Annotated in this window: 15 protein-coding genes; 7 read left to right on the plus strand and 8 right to left on the minus strand. The window is 51.5% G+C overall.

The window, feature by feature from the left end; all coding sequences use genetic code 11:
* Positions 1-231: 231 nt before the first annotated feature.
* From G461_RS0114955 to G461_RS26540, 6 genes are all read right to left on the minus strand, one after another.
* Positions 232-663, minus strand: coding sequence for a hotdog fold thioesterase (locus tag G461_RS0114955; protein ID WP_026972440.1), 432 nt, complete (start codon positions 661-663; stop codon positions 232-234).
* A complete protein-coding gene (gene ydiJ, locus G461_RS24390) occupies positions 660-3,746 on the minus strand; it encodes a D-2-hydroxyglutarate dehydrogenase YdiJ (protein ID WP_051333593.1) in 3,087 nt (1,028 codons plus the stop codon). The genes G461_RS0114955 and ydiJ overlap by 4 nt, the downstream gene beginning before the upstream one ends.
* Positions 3,747-3,873: 127 nt before the next feature.
* Positions 3,874-4,911 (minus strand): succinylglutamate desuccinylase, encoded by a 1,038-nt coding sequence (gene astE / locus G461_RS24395; RefSeq protein WP_051333594.1) that lies wholly within the window; start codon positions 4,909-4,911, stop codon positions 3,874-3,876.
* 145 nt (positions 4,912-5,056) lie between these two features.
* Positions 5,057-7,528, minus strand: coding sequence for a glycogen/starch/alpha-glucan phosphorylase (locus tag G461_RS0114970; protein ID WP_026972441.1), 2,472 nt, complete (start codon positions 7,526-7,528; stop codon positions 5,057-5,059).
* A 519-nt stretch (positions 7,529-8,047) separates the two neighbouring features.
* Positions 8,048-9,691, minus strand: a complete 1,644-nt coding sequence (pgm, locus tag G461_RS0114975) for a phosphoglucomutase (alpha-D-glucose-1,6-bisphosphate-dependent) (protein ID WP_026972442.1) — start codon at positions 9,689-9,691, stop codon at positions 8,048-8,050.
* Positions 9,692-9,722: 31 nt separating this feature from the next.
* Complete coding sequence (locus G461_RS26540) at positions 9,723-10,328, minus strand: replication initiation regulator SeqA (RefSeq protein ID WP_026972443.1); 606 nt, start codon at positions 10,326-10,328, stop codon at positions 9,723-9,725.
* A gap of 115 nt (positions 10,329-10,443) precedes the next feature.
* On the opposite strand from G461_RS26540, the gene G461_RS0114985 reads away from it, so the two are divergent.
* The 5 genes from G461_RS0114985 to G461_RS0115005 all read left to right on the plus strand — a co-directional run bounded on the left by G461_RS0114985 (position 10,444) and on the right by G461_RS0115005 (position 13,029).
* Positions 10,444-11,211 carry an alpha/beta fold hydrolase gene (locus G461_RS0114985; protein ID WP_026972444.1) on the plus strand — a complete coding sequence of 256 codons (768 nt, stop codon included), beginning with the start codon at positions 10,444-10,446 and terminating at the stop codon, positions 11,209-11,211.
* Between the two features lie 54 nt (positions 11,212-11,265).
* Complete coding sequence (locus tag G461_RS0114990) at positions 11,266-11,487, plus strand: DUF2788 domain-containing protein (protein WP_026959080.1); 222 nt, start codon at positions 11,266-11,268, stop codon at positions 11,485-11,487.
* A 20-nt stretch (positions 11,488-11,507) separates the two neighbouring features.
* Positions 11,508-11,795, plus strand: coding sequence for a LexA regulated protein (ybfE, locus tag G461_RS0114995; protein WP_026959081.1), 288 nt, complete (start codon positions 11,508-11,510; stop codon positions 11,793-11,795).
* Positions 11,796-11,815: 20 nt separating this feature from the next.
* Positions 11,816-12,343 carry a flavodoxin FldA gene (gene fldA, locus G461_RS0115000; protein WP_026972445.1) on the plus strand — a complete coding sequence of 176 codons (528 nt, stop codon included), beginning with the start codon at positions 11,816-11,818 and terminating at the stop codon, positions 12,341-12,343.
* A gap of 80 nt (positions 12,344-12,423) precedes the next feature.
* The gene (locus tag G461_RS0115005; protein ID WP_026972446.1) at positions 12,424-13,029 is read left to right on the plus strand and encodes a lytic transglycosylase domain-containing protein; all 606 of its coding nucleotides are present in this window, start codon (positions 12,424-12,426) and stop codon (positions 13,027-13,029) included.
* 11 nt (positions 13,030-13,040) lie between these two features.
* Here G461_RS0115005 and G461_RS0115010 read toward each other — a convergent pair whose 3' ends face one another.
* Entirely contained in the window at positions 13,041-13,532 is a 492-nt protein-coding gene (locus G461_RS0115010) for a DUF4442 domain-containing protein (protein WP_026972447.1), read from the minus strand.
* A gap of 163 nt (positions 13,533-13,695) precedes the next feature.
* Between G461_RS0115010 and fur the strand changes: the two genes are divergently transcribed.
* Entirely contained in the window at positions 13,696-14,124 is a 429-nt protein-coding gene (gene fur / locus G461_RS0115015; protein WP_026972448.1) for a ferric iron uptake transcriptional regulator, read from the plus strand.
* A 44-nt stretch (positions 14,125-14,168) separates the two neighbouring features.
* Here fur and G461_RS0115020 read toward each other — a convergent pair whose 3' ends face one another.
* Positions 14,169-14,774 (minus strand): flavin prenyltransferase UbiX, encoded by a 606-nt coding sequence (locus G461_RS0115020; RefSeq protein ID WP_211236284.1) that lies wholly within the window; start codon positions 14,772-14,774, stop codon positions 14,169-14,171.
* Between the two features lie 138 nt (positions 14,775-14,912).
* Here G461_RS0115020 and G461_RS0115025 point away from each other — a divergent pair, with 138 nt between their 5' ends.
* The gene (locus G461_RS0115025) at positions 14,913-16,163 is read left to right on the plus strand and encodes a cyclic di-GMP phosphodiesterase (RefSeq protein ID WP_084429284.1); all 1,251 of its coding nucleotides are present in this window, start codon (positions 14,913-14,915) and stop codon (positions 16,161-16,163) included.
* The last annotated feature ends 4 nt before the right edge of the window (positions 16,164-16,167 follow it).

Here is a 16,167-nt window from a genome sequence, read left to right on the forward strand (position 1 = left end):
TGTGTAAAATCGAGCAAGCTCCTGTTCTACCGGCACTTTGTCCATAAGCAGAGCCATCACAAGGCGACTTGTCTAGATATGTTGGTAAGAAAAGTTTCAACTAGTTTCGCGCTTATACTTCACGCCACGTACAAGCAAAGCGAACACTAAAAAGGCCGCAGTTACGATACTGCGGCCTGTCTTAATAAACTTGAGTTAGCAAACTTAAGTGAGTAAATCTGAGGCTTGGCCTTAACCGGCACTAACCGCTGGCTGCTTAATCATGGTGGTTAAGCGCGCAGCGCAGACCTGCTGTTGCTGTTGAAAGATATCGATCTGCCACACCTGTACTTGCCGGCCCATCGAAAGCGGCTTGGCTTTCGCCGTCACCACGCCATCGCGCACGGCCTTCATATGGTTGGCGTTAACTTCCAGGCCCACCACAGCGCCGCCCTGCTCCACTGTAAGGTAGGCAGCGCAACTGGCTAAGCTCTCAGCCAGCACGACACTGGCGCCACCATGCAGCAGACCCATGGGTTGCTTCACTTTGGCAGTCACCGGCATCTCAGCACACAGGTAATCGTCGCCCACCTCGGTGAAGGTGATATCGAGATGACCGAGCATATTGCCCTGACTCATGGCATTAAGCTGCTCGAGCTTTACCGGTTGCGCCCAGATACTCATGCGGCTTGCTCCTGCTCAGGTTGCGCCGTTTTAGCGGCATTACCCAGCGCATGCTCCAACAAGGCCTGCAGCGGATGCTGCATCTTATCGCCTTCCATGCGCTTGGTCTGGCTTCGACAAGAATAGCCCGTCGCCACACAGCGCTCAGCCGGTAGCTGTTCACGCTTGACCTGCCAACTACTGCGATAGATCTCTTTCGAGGTTTCTACCTGCTTAGCATCGTGACCGTAGGTACCCGCCATACCGCAGCAACCCACGCTGACCTTCTCCAGGCGTTGGCCGAAGTGGCTAAACACCTGCTGCCATTGTTTGAACGCATCGGCATGTAAGGAGGTCTCGGTGCAGTGTGGGAAGAAGTACCACGGCTGTTCGCTTTGCTCGGCGCTCTGCGCCTCCTCCGGCAAGGCATTAACCAGCCACTCTTGCGGCAGTTGTACCTCGAAGTCGCCGCGCGCATCGCCAAGCGCTTCTTTGTACTCATCGCGATAACACAACACGGTAGCAGGCTCTAAACCAACCATAGGCAGGTCTAGTTCGGCCACGGTGTTTAAAAATGCTGCAGTGCTCTTAGCGGTTCGGCCAAACTTACCCAAGAAGCCCTTTACATGCTGCGGCTTACCGTTCGGTTTAAACGGCAGCAACACACAGTGGTAGCCCAGCTTGGCGCAAAACTGTACAAAGCGCTCGACCAAGTCCGCCTCGTAGTATGAGGTGAATGGGTCTTGTACCAGCAGCACGGTGCGTTGGCGTTGCTCGTCGCTCAGCCCACGCAGCATCTTCAAGGTTTGCTTGTCGTTGAGTACCTTGGGCACCCGTTTGCGCAGCGCCGGCGCACTTAAACGAGGGATATCGACCATGCCCACGCTCTTCTCAATTAAGCCATTGAGCCATGCTGGGCTCATCATGGCGTTGAACAGGCCGGGCGCTTTGGCCATCAGCGGCGCATAACTCTCTACATAGGCAACAAAGTAGTCTTTTAGCGGACGTAGGTAGCGGCCATGGTAAAGGTTTAGGAAACGGGCGCGGAAGCTTGGTACATCCACTTTAATTGGGCACGCGGTGGTACAGGCTTTACAGGCCAAGCAGGTTTGCATGGCTTGATACACCTCTTGGCTGTAGTCGTAGTTACCTTTACGCAGCGCCATGCTGTTACGCAGGCGCAATAGCCAAGTCTCTGGGTGCACGGTGAAACGCTGCTGCTTTTGCTCCTGCACCAACGGGTCGACTTTTAGTTTCTCTAACTGGCGCAGCCACTCGCGCACCAAGCCAGCGCGGCCTTTTGGCGAGAAGCGACGATCGCCAGTCGCCTTAAACGATGGACACATCGGCGAGTCCAGATCGTAGTTAAAGCACAAGCCATTGCCGTTACACTCGAGCGCGGTATTAAAGCTGTCGCGCACCTCAATCGGGATTTGTCGGTCATAGGCGCCGCGCTTGGTGCCATCCACCGAGACCAATTGCTCGCTGTTGTTAAACGGCGTACAGATCTTACCCGGGTTGATTTGGTTGTGCGGATCAAAGGCCGTCTTGATTCGGCGCAGCTCTTTGAACAGCTCCTCACCGAAGAACGAGGGGCTATATTCTGAGCGGAAGCCCTTACCGTGCTCGCCCCACATCAGGCCGCCATACTTGGCAGTCAGCATCACCACCTTATCGGAGATGCTGCGCAGCAGGCGTTCCTGCTCGGGATCGCACATGTCGAGCGCCGGGCGAACGTGCAGCACGCCCGAGTCGACGTGGCCGAACATGCCGTAGTGAAGGTCGTAGCTATCAAGCAGCTCGCGGAACTCCACGATGTAATCCGCCAGATGCTCCGGTGGCACGCAGGTATCTTCAGCAAAAGCGATCGGCTTGGCCCAGCCTTTGGCGTTACCCAGAAGACCCACCGCCTTTTTACGCATGCCGTAGATGGCGTTGATCTCGCTAAGCTGATGGCAGATCTGATAGCCAATTACGCCCTTCTCGTTGCCCGCATCAAGTCGCTCGGTAAGTGCGGCAATCTTTTGCTGCTGCTTAGCCTCGTCGTCTTCGGCGAACTCAACGATATTGATGCCCTGCATATCGGCATCAGGTACGTCGGTGATCAATGCCTTTACGCTGTCCCAGACCACATCTTCACGGGCCAGGTTCAGCACCTTGGAGTCGATGGTTTCCACCGATAAGGCATCGGCCTTGACCAGCGCAGGAGCGTGGCGCAAGGCGGAATCGAAGGAGTCGTATTTAACGGTGACCAGCGAGCGCAGCTTAGGGATTGGCGTTAGATCGAGCTTGGCTTCACCGATAAAGGCCAGTGAGCCCTCTGAGCCACATAGCAAGCGGGTCAGATCAATGGTTTGATCATCTTGATCATAGGCGTTCTTCAAGTCATAACCGGTCAAGAAGCGGTTTAGCTTGGGAAAGCGTTGCTCAATCAGTGCACGCTGATCCACACAGGCCTCAACCGCCGCAGTATACAGGCGCTGACTGGCCGCATGCAGCGAGGAGATCTTATCTAAGGCCACCGGCGCGGTATCAATACGCTCGCCGTTGGCGAGTACCGCGGTAACCGACAACACGTGATCACTGGTTTTTCCATATACCAATGAGCCCTGCCCTGAGGCATCGGTGTTGATCATCCCACCCAAGGTGGCGCGGTTGCTGGTGGACAGCTCGGGCGAAAAGAACAAACCATGTTGTTTCAGCGCTTGGTTGAGTTGGTCTTTAACAATACCGCACTGCACCCTGACCCAACGCTGCTCAACGTTGATCTCCAGTACCTTGTTCATATGGCGAGATAAGTCCACCACAATCCCTTCGGTAAGCGATTGACCGTTAGTGCCGGTGCCGCCGCCGCGCGGGCTCAGCTTGATGTCAGTGAAACGACTGGTCGAGGCAATCCGGGCGATCTGCTGAATGTCTTCCGTCGAGCGCGGATAGACCACCGCTTGTGGCAGGTACTGGTAAACAGAGTTATCCGTTGCTACTGCCAAACGACTGCTGTAAGTAGTTTCGATATCACCGCTAAAGGCGGATTGCTCTAACTTTGAGAGATATTCTAAATAGCGCGTCTCTAGCGCATCTGAAGGCGTTAATCGCGGGATCATCACTCCATTGTCCCTTTCAATCTATTGAAAACTCGCTGGATTGTACCATGTGAAACCCAGCACGTACTTAACTTTCACTCGCTGGTTTTAATAACAAAAGCGCTTACAACAAGTGCTGACAAAAAGCTTAGGGCAAGCTGCTACTGCTTTGGGCTTTCAGCACCTTAAGCTCAAGCTCTTCAACCCGTTTCACCAACAGCGCCGCGCGATGACCCAAGGCCACTTGGCTATTAGGAAAGACTACGCCGCGAGCGCCGCCTTCGATCCGTGTGGCCTTACCGTTTTGCTTGGCGATAATTGCCCCTTCGCTAAATTCGGTGAAGTTAGCCAGCTGATCGTCAAAGGTGAACTCGAAATCCTCGGCGAGCTTGGTCAGCTCTTCGGTGACCTGATAGACATAGGCGCGGTGGGTATCAAAATCGAGGCGCGGCTGCTGCGGCTGACGAAGCAATTGCTGAATGGCGCCATCAAAGCGTTGCAGTCGACTCAAATCATTCTGACCAAAGTCATTCACCCGCCCCAGCTCAAGGGTATAGGCAAACGCACTGTGTTTTTTGGCACTGTGATAGCTAAAGGTGGTGGTCGGTTTGTTGGAAAACAGTACCGCATAAATCCCACAGCTTTGTAAGAACGCCAGCTGCTCGGTCACCAACAGCTCATTGCCATGGGGATAGACCGCAAACTTTTCATGCTTGCTAGCGCGGATAGCGGTGTGCAAATCAAAATGATAAGGCTGCAAATGACTAAAGCGGGCAAAAAACTGCGCCACTTGCTGCTCGAGTTCTGCAGCGCGCAAAGTTTCGTAGCTTTGTGGGTAGTCTTGATGGGCGCCGCAGAACAAGCGATTCATGTTCACCGAGGTCTCGCGGCAGCCCTGCTCAATGGCAGGTAAATTGCCCAAAATAAGCAACAAAGGCTGGGTCAGCACGACCTGCCCGGTCACAATTTGATCGCAAAACTGGTTAAGCCACTCGATCGGTGCGGTTTCGTTGCCATGCACGCCAGCTGAGATGACAACGGCGCGGCGATAATGCTCTGTGCCATGCGGCAGAACCTGCACTACCCCCGGCGCGCTCTGGCTAATACTCAGTTGCTCTACGGAAAAATCAGGCAAAGGATTGCCCTGCTGGCTATGCGCCAGAAAATCAAAGCTGGTTGAATGCACGGTGTTACTTCCTTGTGATATCAATTACTCGGGCTAATTGTGTAGATTAATTTAAGGCTCGAGCATCAACAGTATGCGGCTTCAGCGCGCATAAAAAAAGAGGAGCATGATGCTCCTCTTTATCGATTGCTTACTTAATCAGTGATTAAGCAGGAATCACTTTTTCCAAGTGCCAGATGCGCTCTACGTAATCTTCAATCGAGCGGTCAGAGTTGAACTTGCCAACAGACGCTGAGTTGATGATTGCCATGCGCGCCCAGCCTTTCTGGTCGCGGTAAGCCGCATCGATAGCTTTGTTCGCGTCTGAGTAAGACTCGAAGTCAGCCAGACACAGGTATGGGTCGCCACCGTCAAGCAGGCTGTGCTTGATAGAAGACAGCTCACCAGGGTTACCCGGGGTGAAGAAGTCAGTGTCGAACCAATCCAGAACAGCTTTCAGCTCAGGGTTGCTGTAGTAGTAATCCCATGGGTTGTAACCAGCAGCCTTGGCAGCTTTCACTTCGTCACAGTCCATACCGAAGATGAAGATGTTGTCATCGCCCACTTCTTCACGGATTTCTACGTTTGCACCGTCCATAGTACCCAGAGTCAGGGCACCGTTCAGAGCGAACTTCATGTTACCGGTACCTGAAGCTTCGTAACCAGCAGTTGAGATTTGCTCAGATACGTCAGCCGCTGGGAACAGTTTCTCAGCCAGAGTTACGCGGTAGTTAGGCAGGAATACAACTTTGAGCTTGCCTTTGATGCGAGGATCGTTGTTTACCTTCTCAGCTACTTTGTTGATGCCGTAGATGATGTCTTTAGCCAGCTTGTAACCCGGAGCCGCTTTCGCGCCGAAGATGTATACACGTGGGTGCATATCCAGGTCTGGGTTTTCCAGCAGACGACGGTACAGAGCCATGATGTGAATCAGGTTCAGTTGCTGACGCTTGTACTCGTGTAGACGCTTGATCTGGATGTCGAAGATAGCAGATGGATCCACTTCTACATCACACAGGTCTTTAATAACCTTGGCTAGTTGAACCTTCTTAGTGTGCTTGATGTCCATGAATTTCTTCTGGAACTTAGCATCGTCAGCGAATTCGTTGGCTTTGCTCAGCAGGTTCAGGTCACGTGGCCATTGGTCGCCTACCAGGTCGGTGTACATAGACGCCAGTTCTTCGTTACAAGCCAGCAGCCAGCGACGTGGAGTCACACCGTTGGTTACGTTCTCGAAACGCTCAGGCCAAATTTCGTAGAACTCTGGGAACAGGTCTTCTTTAACCAGCTCAGAGTGCATTGCTGCAACACCGTTGGTCTTGAAGCTACCAATTACACACAGGAACGCCATGCGAACCATGCGGCTCTCGCCTTCTTCGATAATAGACAGACGACGCTTCATTTCGTCGTTGCCAGGCCATTTAGCTTCAACCACGTCTTCCAGGAAGCGACGGTTGATTTCATAAATGATTTCCAGGTGACGAGGCAGTACTTTCTCGAACAGGTATACAGCCCACTTCTCTAGTGCTTCTGGCAGCAGAGTGTGGTTGGTGTAAGCGAAGGTTTCTGAACATACTTTCCACGCTTCGTCCCACTGTAGGCCTTCTTCGTCGATTAGAATGCGCATCAGTTCAGGGATAGCGATGGTTGGGTGAGTATCGTTCAGCTGTACAACGGCTTGCTTAGAGAACTGAGAGAAATCAGTGTGGTTACGCTTGTAACGACGGATGATGTCTTTCAAAGAACATGCACAGAAGAAGTACTGCTGAATCAGACGCAGTTCTTTACCCGCTTCGGTTTCATCGTTCGGGTACAGTACTTTAGATACCGCTTCCGCTTGAGATTTCTCAGCTTGAGAGTCGATGTAACCACCGGCGTTGAATACATCCCAATCGAAGAAGTCAGCCGCTTTAGATTCCCACAAACGCAGTACGTTTACGGTTTTCGCTTCGTAGCCAACTACTGGGATATCCCATGGCACACCCTTGATTTTACGGCCAGCGTGCCACACTTTGCGCATCTTGCCGTCTTCACCGAATACGGTCTCTACGTAGCCGTATAGTGGAACTTCTTGTACAGATTCTGGACGGCAAATCTCGAATGGGTTGCCGTATTCACGCCAGCTGTCTGGACGCTCGATCTGACGACCGTTTTGGATTTCTTGACGGAACAGGCCGTGCTCGTAGTGGATGCCGTAGCCAACCGCTGGGTAGTTCAGGGTAGCTAGAGAATCGATGAAACAAGCAGCCAGACGGCCCAGACCACCGTTACCCAGAGCCATATCAGGCTCTTCATCACATACGTCGTTGATGTCCTTGCCCAGATCGCTCAGTGCATCACGCGCAGCTTCGAAAACGCCTACGTTGTGCAGGTTGTTAACGGTCAAGCGACCCATCAAGAACTCTAGAGAAAGATAGTGAACCGCACGCGAGTCATTGTCAGCGTTGGCTTTTGAAGTTTGAGTCAGGCGCTCGAAGATAAGTTCGTTAACAGCTGAGCAGGTCGCTTTCCACCATGCTTGGTCGTTAGCGCGACTTTCATCAGTGCCGTAGGTGCTGCGCAGATGGCGAACGATAGAGTCTTTAAACTCTTTCTTGCTTAAGCCAAGAGAGTTGGCTTGTGCCTTTTTAGCGGCCATAGTCTTTTCCTTTATGTCTAACCTTTGACGACGTTTTGTTGCCTACACGGTGTTAACCGATTTTGGGACTAGCCCGCCGTGCAAGCAAAAATTTGTTGAGACAGCAGCTTTATGAATTGATAAAGCAGGCTTAAAAATAAGCGACTTACAGTCCTTGCCTCTTAACGCTGACACAGTGTAAATAAATCCGGTGAAAAGCCCAGATCTTGAAAATGATTTCATTTGAAATAATTTTTCACAGGTTGATCAACGTCAAATGTTTTAGGGGGTAATTGTCGGTTTTTGAACCACTTTGCGCTAGAAAACACGTGGTATTTATACCACTTGTATCCGACCATAAGCGATTAACACGACAGAACAATTACAAAGCGAACACTTTGAAAACGCTTCCCTGTTTAATATCTAAAATAGTTGCTCGATAACAATTAGTTGCTCGGTAGCAATCTCCGTCCATTGAGATTTTTATAGCGCAATAAAAAAGGAGCCATAAGGCTCCTTAATATCTAGCTTAGATTAGCGTTAGGCTTTGGCAAGGGCATCGGCAACGATTTTCTGCGCTTCTTGCTCAATCAGTTGGATGTGCTGTTCGCCTTTAAAGCTTTCCATGTAAATTTTATAGATCGCTTCGGTACCCGATGGGCGAGCAGCGAACCAACCGTTCTCGGTCACCACCTTCAAGCCACCAATCGCAGCATCGTTCCCCGGTGCTTTGGTCAGTTTGGCAATGATCGGCTCGCCAGCCAGGGTTTCCGCTTCAACCATAGATGGATCCAGCTTGCTCAGTACCGCTTTTTGCTCGATGGTTGCAGGCGCATCGATGCGACGATATACCGGCTCGCCGAACTCAGCCACAAAGGCTTGGTAGTGCTCACCCGGATCTTTACCGGTTACCGCGATGATCTCGGCAGCGAGTAAGGCCAGTATGATACCGTCTTTGTCGGTGCTCCATACCTTGCCATCACGGCGCAGGAACGAGGCCCCGGCGCTCTCTTCACCGCCAAAGGCGATGCCGCCATCGAACAAGCCGTCTACAAACCATTTGAAGCCCACTGGTACTTCTTTCAGCTCGCGACCCAATTTGCCCGCTACGCGGTCGATCATTGAGCTCGATACCAGGGTCTTACCAATAGCGGCATTGGCTGACCAACCTTCGCGGTTGCTATATAGATAGTTGATAGCGACTGCCAGGTAGTGGTTGGGGTTGAGCAAGCCACTGCTCTTGGTGACGATGCCGTGGCGATCGTAGTCAGGGTCGTTGCCCACAGCCACGTCGAACTTGTCTTTTAGTGCAATCAGACCCGCCATGGCGTAAGGCGACGAGCAATCCATACGGATCTTGCCGTCTTTATCAACCGTCATAAACGAGAAGGTCGGGTCGATGCGATCGTTCACCACTTCGATATCCAGGCCGTAACGCTCAGCAATCGCAGGCCAGAAGGCCACGCCACTACCACCGAGGGTATCTACGCCGATTTTCACCTTAGCCTTGGCGATCGCCTGCATGTCGAGTACGTTTTCCAGATCGTCAACGTATGGCGTGATGTAGTCGTAGGACTCGATGCCATCGCTGGCCAATGCCTGCTCGTAAGGCACGCGCTTAATCGCGCCGGTGTCTTCCGCCAGAATTTGGTTAGCGCGGTCTTGCACCCAGGTGGTGATATCCGAGTCAGCCGGGCCACCGTTTGGTGGGTTGTACTTAAAGCCGCCATCTTCTGGTGGGTTGTGTGAAGGAGTGATCACTACGCCGTCGGCTTGATCGCTGTTAGCCTCGTTGTAGGTCAAAATAGCGTGCGAGATAACCGGCGTTGGGGTGTAACCAAAGCCTTCTTGGTAACGCACTTTTACGCCATTTGCAGCGAACACTTCCAGCGCTGAGCAAAATGCTGGCTCAGACAGTGCATGGGTGTCTTTACCGATAAACAGTGGACCATCGATGCCTTGCGACTGACGGTACTCAACGATGGCCTGGCTTACCGCCAGAATATGGTCTTCGTTGAAGGCCTTGTTGGCTGAGGTGCCGCGGTGACCTGAGGTACCGAATGCTACTTGCTGCTCGCGTACGCTAACATCGGGTTTTAACAGGTAGTAATCAGCAACCAGACGAGGGATATCGGCAAGTTGTGAAGGCAAAGCTGGCTTTCCAGCCTGTGGGTGTAGTGCCATGTTGGCTTCTCCGCTTCCTTGAAGTTAGAAATTAAATAAGATCGACCAGATCCTGGTAGCTTGCTTGGGCAAGGCCCATTTGCTCGGCTACCTGAGACAGAATTTTTCGTTTTCTATCGGTGTTGGTATTGGTAATCACAAAGTAAGGGGTCTCAGGAATTGCCTGAGGCTTGGTGGTTTTACCGGTTTCCAACAACGTTTCTTTAGAAGTCGCAAAGTAGATGCGTTTGCTGCCTTTAATTTCGGTGGCCGCGCCAAACTTGTCGGCGTCATAGGCATACAGGCGAGACATTAGCGCCAAAAAGCGCTTGGTGGAGCTGCGCAGCTCGGCAATCTCTTGCAGCGCATCGAAGGCTTGCGCAGGCGTTGCACTAGCAACAGGCTGTTGGGCAGGCTCAATCGCTTCTGCCTCAACCTGTTCTGCTTGCTCTACTTGCTCTGCTTTTTGCTCGGCCGTTTCAGGCTCAGCAGCGGCCTTTTCTGCAACACTGTCTTGGGCTTGCTGTGTGGCGTTAGCGTCTTGCGGCGCATCCACATCTAGCAGGCGACGCAGAATATCTGAAGCGCTTTCACCAATGTATCGGGTTTGCCCTGCGATATAGAAATAAAGGTCATCATCGACTTCTATAGTTTTCATTGTTTCTTCTGTTTCGTAACATCGTCTTGCGGCTATTATACATATGGCCGAGAAGAACTCACCTGAGATAGATTGCAAATTAAGCGCTTGATTTCACAAGCGCAGGGAGAAAACGTTGTCACTTCATTATCAGATCCTTGGTGAAGGGGAACCGGTGGTTCTGCACCACGGACTCTTTGGTAGCTTGTCAAATCTGGCACTACTGGCAAAACACCTCGTTCAACTGGGATATCAAGTCATCAGCGTCGATGCACTTAATCATGGCCACTCCCCCACCAGCGACGACATGTGCTTTGCAACCCAAGCGAAGCATTTGGCCGCCCTACTCGACCAACTCGGTATCGAGCGCTGCTGCATTGTGGGCCACTCGATGGGCGGTAAGGTGGCGATGGCGCTTGCGCTGATTGCTCCCGAGCGAGTGAAGGCACTGGTTGTCGCCGATATCGCGCCGGTGGCGTACCAGCATAGTCATCAGGCCGTGTTTGATGGCTTGCATGCGGTGCCCTTGGCTGATATCTCCAGCCGTCGTGACGCCGAGCAATATATGGCGCAACATGTTCAAGAGCCGGGCGTCAGGCAGTTTCTACTTAAGTCACTCTCCAAAGAACCAGAGGGCTGGCGCTGGCTGTTTCGCCTAGACGAATTGCGTCGTTGTTATCCGCAGATTATCGGCTGGCAGGTCGAGGGCAGATACGAGGGGCCTTGCCTGTTTATTAAGGGCGCTCGCTCTGACTATATAGAGGCAAAATACCAGCCGCAGGTCGCGCAGATCTTCCCCCATGCTAGCTTGAAGATCATCGAACAGACCGGCCATTGGCTACACGCTGAAAAACCTGACATTTTCAATCGTTTAACCGAGCGTTTTTTGCACAGCCTAAATTAACATGGTTCAGGCGCTGTGCTATAGTGCGCCGCATATTTATGAACAGGGATGGTCATGCTCGCGCAATATATCGATACCTTCGAGGCTTGGGGTCTAAACCTTGGTCTGGTCGTTCTATTCTTTTTTATCGGCATGGCTATCCAAGATGTACTTAAGAAAGGCAATGTGCCTTTATTTGGCCGTGCGGTGGTATGGCTGGTGCTTTTCTTAGGTTGTGCAGGTTTCATTGCTAAAGGGTTGATACAGGTATTCTGGCAAGGTGCCGGTGTTGGCTAGCAGCAAGTTTTTTATTGTATATGGCAAAACAGAGCAGCGATCGAACTACAATCGATCTATTTTCTAATGAAAAGCGTGTCGGTCGTCCCCGTACTAATCCGCTAAGTCGTAAAGATCAGCTTCGCGCGAACAAGCGTAAGCAGATCCAGCGTGATCGGGAAAACGGCTTTAAGCGCATCGAACTAAAAGTGGATAGCGAACTGTTTGAGCAGCTCAACCAACTGGCAACCGACTCAGGTCTTAGTCGCAGCGAGTTGATTGCTGATATTCTTACTCAACAAGTTTCGCTTCTCAACGAAACACCTTAACACTGAATACAGGTATAACTATGGCGAGTGTTGGCATTTTCTTTGGCAGTGACACCGGTAACACCGAAGCTGTCGCGCAAATGATTCAAAAAGAACTTAGTAAAAAACTGGTAGAGATTAAAGATATTGCCAAGTCGACCAAAGAGGAAATCGACGAGTTTTCGTTGATCCTATTTGGTATCCCTACCTGGTACTACGGCGAAGCCCAGTGCGATTGGGATGACTTCTTCCCAGAGCTAGAGCAAATCGACTTCTCTGAAAAGCTGGTTGCAATCTTCGGCTGTGGTGACCAAGAGGACTACGCTGAGTACTTCTTGGATGCCATGGGCACCTTGAATGATATCGTGGTAGCAAAAGGCGCCACCGTTATCGGTCACTGGTCTACCGAAGGCTACGATTTTGAAGAGTCCAAAGCGATGGCTGATGACAACCACTTTGTGGGTCTTGGCATCGACGAAGACCGCCAGCCAGAGCTGACCGAAGCGCGGGTGAAAGCGTGGTGCGCCCAAGTCTACGAAGAGATGTGCCTGGCCGAGCTGGGAGGCTAAACCCACGCTGGCCGAAAAATTACTAAATAATCTCTCAATAAAGCCGGTCAATCCGGCTTTATTTTTGCTTTAATTTAACCATGAGCAAATTAACCTACAGCGCACGTTGTGCCACCGCCCTACTCTTGTTGTCCTCTGCAGCCAGCGCAGATGTTTGGTATTTTCAGGATGAACAAGGGGTTATGCACTTCTCCCAGACCCGCAAAAGCGATAAGTGGCAGCTGTTGATGCGCACGCCTTCGGGCGCGACCTACCAAGCGCCGCGTTTGGCCCCTGCGCCGTCACGCCAAAAACTTGGCTACGATCAGTACATCCAAAAGAGCGCGGTACGTTATGCCTTGGATCCAGCACTGATCCATGCGGTCATCGCGGTAGAGTCAAACTATCAAGTGGATGCAGTATCGCGCGCTGGCGCGATGGGTTTGATGCAACTTATGCCAGCAACCGCCAAACGATTCTCAGTGAGCGACCCCTTTGAGGCTGAACAGAATATCGATGCAGGCTCGAAGTACTTGCGTTGGCTATTAGATGAGTTTGATTCACTGTCGTTGGCCTTGGCCGGCTACAACGCAGGCGAGAATGCGGTTAAGCGCTACGGCAATCAGATCCCACCATTTAATGAAACCCAGAACTACGTTGAAAAGGTGATGCGTCGCTATCGCGAAAACCTGACGGCCTTACAATAGCGCCCTCCCTGTTATGCCGCCTCTTCTTGGGCGGGCCTAAAGCGGCGCTTCAAGCGGATATACAAGGTACGTTCGATACACGCGACAACCTCACCCTGTTCATCGACCACTTCGCAGACCATCTTAGGGTTAAACTTCTCCCCTGCCTCGGTAGCCATGCGCACTTCGCGTACAAAGCGCTCCTCGATATGAAAACGTGCGTAGAGTTTACCCATGCCCGGCTTGATAAAGTCGATATGGGCCGACTTGTCCCAGATGTGGTAACGCGAGCCCAAAATGGCCATTAACATCAGCGGGTAAATAGGATCGGTCATCGCAAACATCGCGCCACCGAACTGGCTACGGTTTGCATTTTTGTTCCACCAGCTAAAACGTAGCGCCACTTCGCAATGTGTGAAGTCTTTAGATAAGCGTTTGATTTTGATACCCGATCCCCAGAATGGTGGCCAGAGATTGAGCGCTAATTTGGCAACGCCGGGGTTTGAGAGGAGCTTTTGAACCATGTTAACCCTTCCATGTGGTACGACCAGTAAAGCAAAAGCCTAAACAAAAACCGTTCGCAACACAAGAATTTGCCAATGGCGTTTATGTTTCGGTTGGAAGCACATATACTACGTGCAAACTTATAAGCATTTGCTAAACAAGCAAGGGATCAATACAACCGTTATGCCAGATAACAATGCAGCGCTAAAAAAGGCAGGCCTTAAGGTCACTCTTCCAAGAATGAAGATCCTGGACTTACTTCAGTCTCCAGGCAACCAGCATGTAAGTGCTGAAGACCTCTATAAACGCCTGCTCGACCAAGGAGAGGAAATCGGCCTAGCGACTGTATACCGGGTGCTTAACCAGTTCGACGATGCGGGCATCGTCACCCGTCATCACTTTGAAGGCGGTAAGTCGGTGTTTGAACTGAGCAGTCAAAAACACCACGACCACTTGGTATGTCTAGATTGTGGAAAGGTTATTGAATTCAGTGACGATACCATTGAAAGCCGCCAGCGTGAGGTGGCGCAGAGCAACGGCATCGAGCTTACCAACCACAGCCTCTACCTCTACGGTAACTGCAGCAAAGCAGACTGCGAAAATAAGAAGTAAGCGCTCAAGCAATCACTTGCAAGTAAAGCCGGCCAACGCCGGCTTTATTGTTGATAGCCCCAGCGTTTAGATAGCTTGTGCTCGATGTTTAGGTGATCCATTACGCGCGCCACAACATGGTCGACCAGATCATCTATCGATTCCGGCTGGTGATAATAACCCGGACACGCTGGCATGATATCCACCCCTAAGCGTGCCAGTTTAAGCATGTTCTCTAAGTGAATCGCCGAGAAAGGCATTTCTCGCGGCACCAGTACCAGCTGCCCCTTCTCTTTAATCACAACGTCAGCCGCGCGTTCGATAAGGTTATCTGACATGCCGTGGGCGACAGCCGCCAAGGTCCCCATACTACAAGGACAAATCACCATCTGCTTCGGTGAAGACGAGCCGCTAGCCACTTTGGAGAACCAATCGGTTTTGCCGGGGATCTCCAGCTGTTGCTCATCAACATTAAAACGCGCGCACAGGTAACTGCGCAACTTATCGTTGTTGTTTGGCCAAGGCTCGGCCAACTCCGTCGCCACTACCACCTTGGCAGCGCTTGATAGCAAAAGGTGCACTTTATGGCCGGTTATGAGTAAGGACTCAAGTAAGCGCTGTGCATAAGGTGCGCCTGACGCCCCAGTTATTGCTAATGTGATCTCTTGCATCAACGTAAGTTCTCGTTCTTATGTTAAAATATAGTTTAACTAACAACTTGTTAGCCGGATGCAAAGTGTAATTGATTGCATTGCTTATGTCGCTTGTCGGCGTCCGGCAAACAGCTAACGGTCCTTAACGGATAGCTAATGACACGGAAGTCACTAAAACTCAATGAATTGCAAATCGGGCATTATATCTGCCTGCCCATGGGGTGGACCTCCCACCCTTTTATGCGCAATAACTTCAAGATTAAGAACGCAGAACAGCTTACGGTGTTAAAAGGCCTTGAGCTCAGCGACATTGAAGTGATCCCAGAAAAATCCGATGTCTCAGTGCCTGACAGCCAAGCTCAGCAAGATAGTCTCGACACGCCGAAAGAAGCGGTCAAAGAACTCGATGAGGATGCTCGTTGGCAAAAAGAGGTGCGATCCAATCAACGCCGCGCCGCCAAAGCGCATCAGGTAAGCTCCGACGCCTTCCGCCAGGCACTCACTGCATTTAAGAGCCAACCTGAACAAGCCTACTTTTTGCTGTTCGAGAACGTCAACAAAACCTTGGCGCCGCTATACCAAAACAAGCAACAAGTGCCCGTGTACTTGTGCATCGATCGTCAAGCAGACGAAGATCTGTTTATGCACAGCGTGAATGTTGCGGTGCTTAGTTGCTTGACCGCCAAGCACCTGAATATCGATGAGAAGCAGTGTCAAACCCTGGCACTGGCAGCGCTTTGCCATGATATCGGCGAGCTAAAGGTTCCCAAGCAGATCCGCAAATCGCCCCAGCCCTTAAGCGGCTCTGAATTAAGTTTTTTCCAAAGCCATCCCAAGTTCAGCGTCGAGGCCGTCAAGCAAGCGGGGTCATTTCCCAAGGAGATCCTGCCGATTATACTTAATCATCATGAATGCTTAGACGGCAGTGGCTATCCGGCCCATAGCAAATTGGTTGCCACCGATGTGCTCACGCAGATCTTGGCGGTGGTTGAACAGTTTGAGCACCTTTGCCACCCCCTTCCCAACCAAAAGCCTGTCACCCCACAAGAGGCCTTCGCCTACATCTACAAGCATGCCGATGTGAAATACGCCAAGTTTGTAATTGAGGCCTTGCTGAAGGTGATGGGTATCTATCCACCCGGCAGTTTTGTGCAGCTAAGTAATGGCGAGTACGCCTTGGTGCAATCGAGCAACCCGAAAGACAAACTGCGCCCGGTCGTCATCATGCTACAAGCCGATGCCAACTTTGGCGACGGCGCGTTATTGGCGCTGGCCGACGGTGAAGTGAAAGTGGATAAGTCGGTTAAAGTCGACCAAATATCCAAAAACCTGCTCAAGAACTATCAACCCAAAGAGATCCGCTTCTGCTACTTCTTTGATCCCGGGCCAACTGAAAAAGGCGCCTAAGGCG

The sequence above is a fragment of the Aliagarivorans marinus DSM 23064 genome, from assembly GCF_000429485.1.
GTDB lineage: Bacteria > Pseudomonadota > Gammaproteobacteria > Enterobacterales > Celerinatantimonadaceae > Aliagarivorans > Aliagarivorans marinus.

What these genes read in the sequence shown, in the direction of transcription:
- G461_RS0114990 (WP_026959080.1), top strand. Translation starts at nt 11,266, where the DNA reads ATGCTCGCGCAATATATCGATACCTTCGAGGCTTGGGGTCTAAACCTT.
- fldA (WP_026972445.1), top strand. Translation starts at nt 11,816, where the DNA reads ATGGCGAGTGTTGGCATTTTCTTTGGCAGTGACACCGGTAACACCGAA.
- G461_RS0115005 (WP_026972446.1), top strand. Translation starts at nt 12,424, where the DNA reads ATGAGCAAATTAACCTACAGCGCACGTTGTGCCACCGCCCTACTCTTG.
- ydiJ (WP_051333593.1), bottom strand. Translation starts at nt 3,746, where the DNA reads ATGATCCCGCGATTAACGCCTTCAGATGCGCTAGAGACGCGCTATTTA.
- pgm (WP_026972442.1), bottom strand. Translation starts at nt 9,691, where the DNA reads ATGGCACTACACCCACAGGCTGGAAAGCCAGCTTTGCCTTCACAACTT.
- G461_RS0114955 (WP_026972440.1), bottom strand. Translation starts at nt 663, where the DNA reads ATGAGTATCTGGGCGCAACCGGTAAAGCTCGAGCAGCTTAATGCCATG.
- G461_RS0114970 (WP_026972441.1), bottom strand. Translation starts at nt 7,528, where the DNA reads ATGGCCGCTAAAAAGGCACAAGCCAACTCTCTTGGCTTAAGCAAGAAA.
- fur (WP_026972448.1), top strand. Translation starts at nt 13,696, where the DNA reads ATGCCAGATAACAATGCAGCGCTAAAAAAGGCAGGCCTTAAGGTCACT.
- G461_RS26540 (WP_026972443.1), bottom strand. Translation starts at nt 10,328, where the DNA reads ATGAAAACTATAGAAGTCGATGATGACCTTTATTTCTATATCGCAGGG.
- ybfE (WP_026959081.1), top strand. Translation starts at nt 11,508, where the DNA reads ATGGCAAAACAGAGCAGCGATCGAACTACAATCGATCTATTTTCTAAT.
- G461_RS0115010 (WP_026972447.1), bottom strand. Translation starts at nt 13,532, where the DNA reads ATGGTTCAAAAGCTCCTCTCAAACCCCGGCGTTGCCAAATTAGCGCTC.
- G461_RS0115025 (WP_084429284.1), top strand. Translation starts at nt 14,913, where the DNA reads ATGACACGGAAGTCACTAAAACTCAATGAATTGCAAATCGGGCATTAT.
- G461_RS0115020 (WP_211236284.1), bottom strand. Translation starts at nt 14,774, where the DNA reads ATGCAAGAGATCACATTAGCAATAACTGGGGCGTCAGGCGCACCTTAT.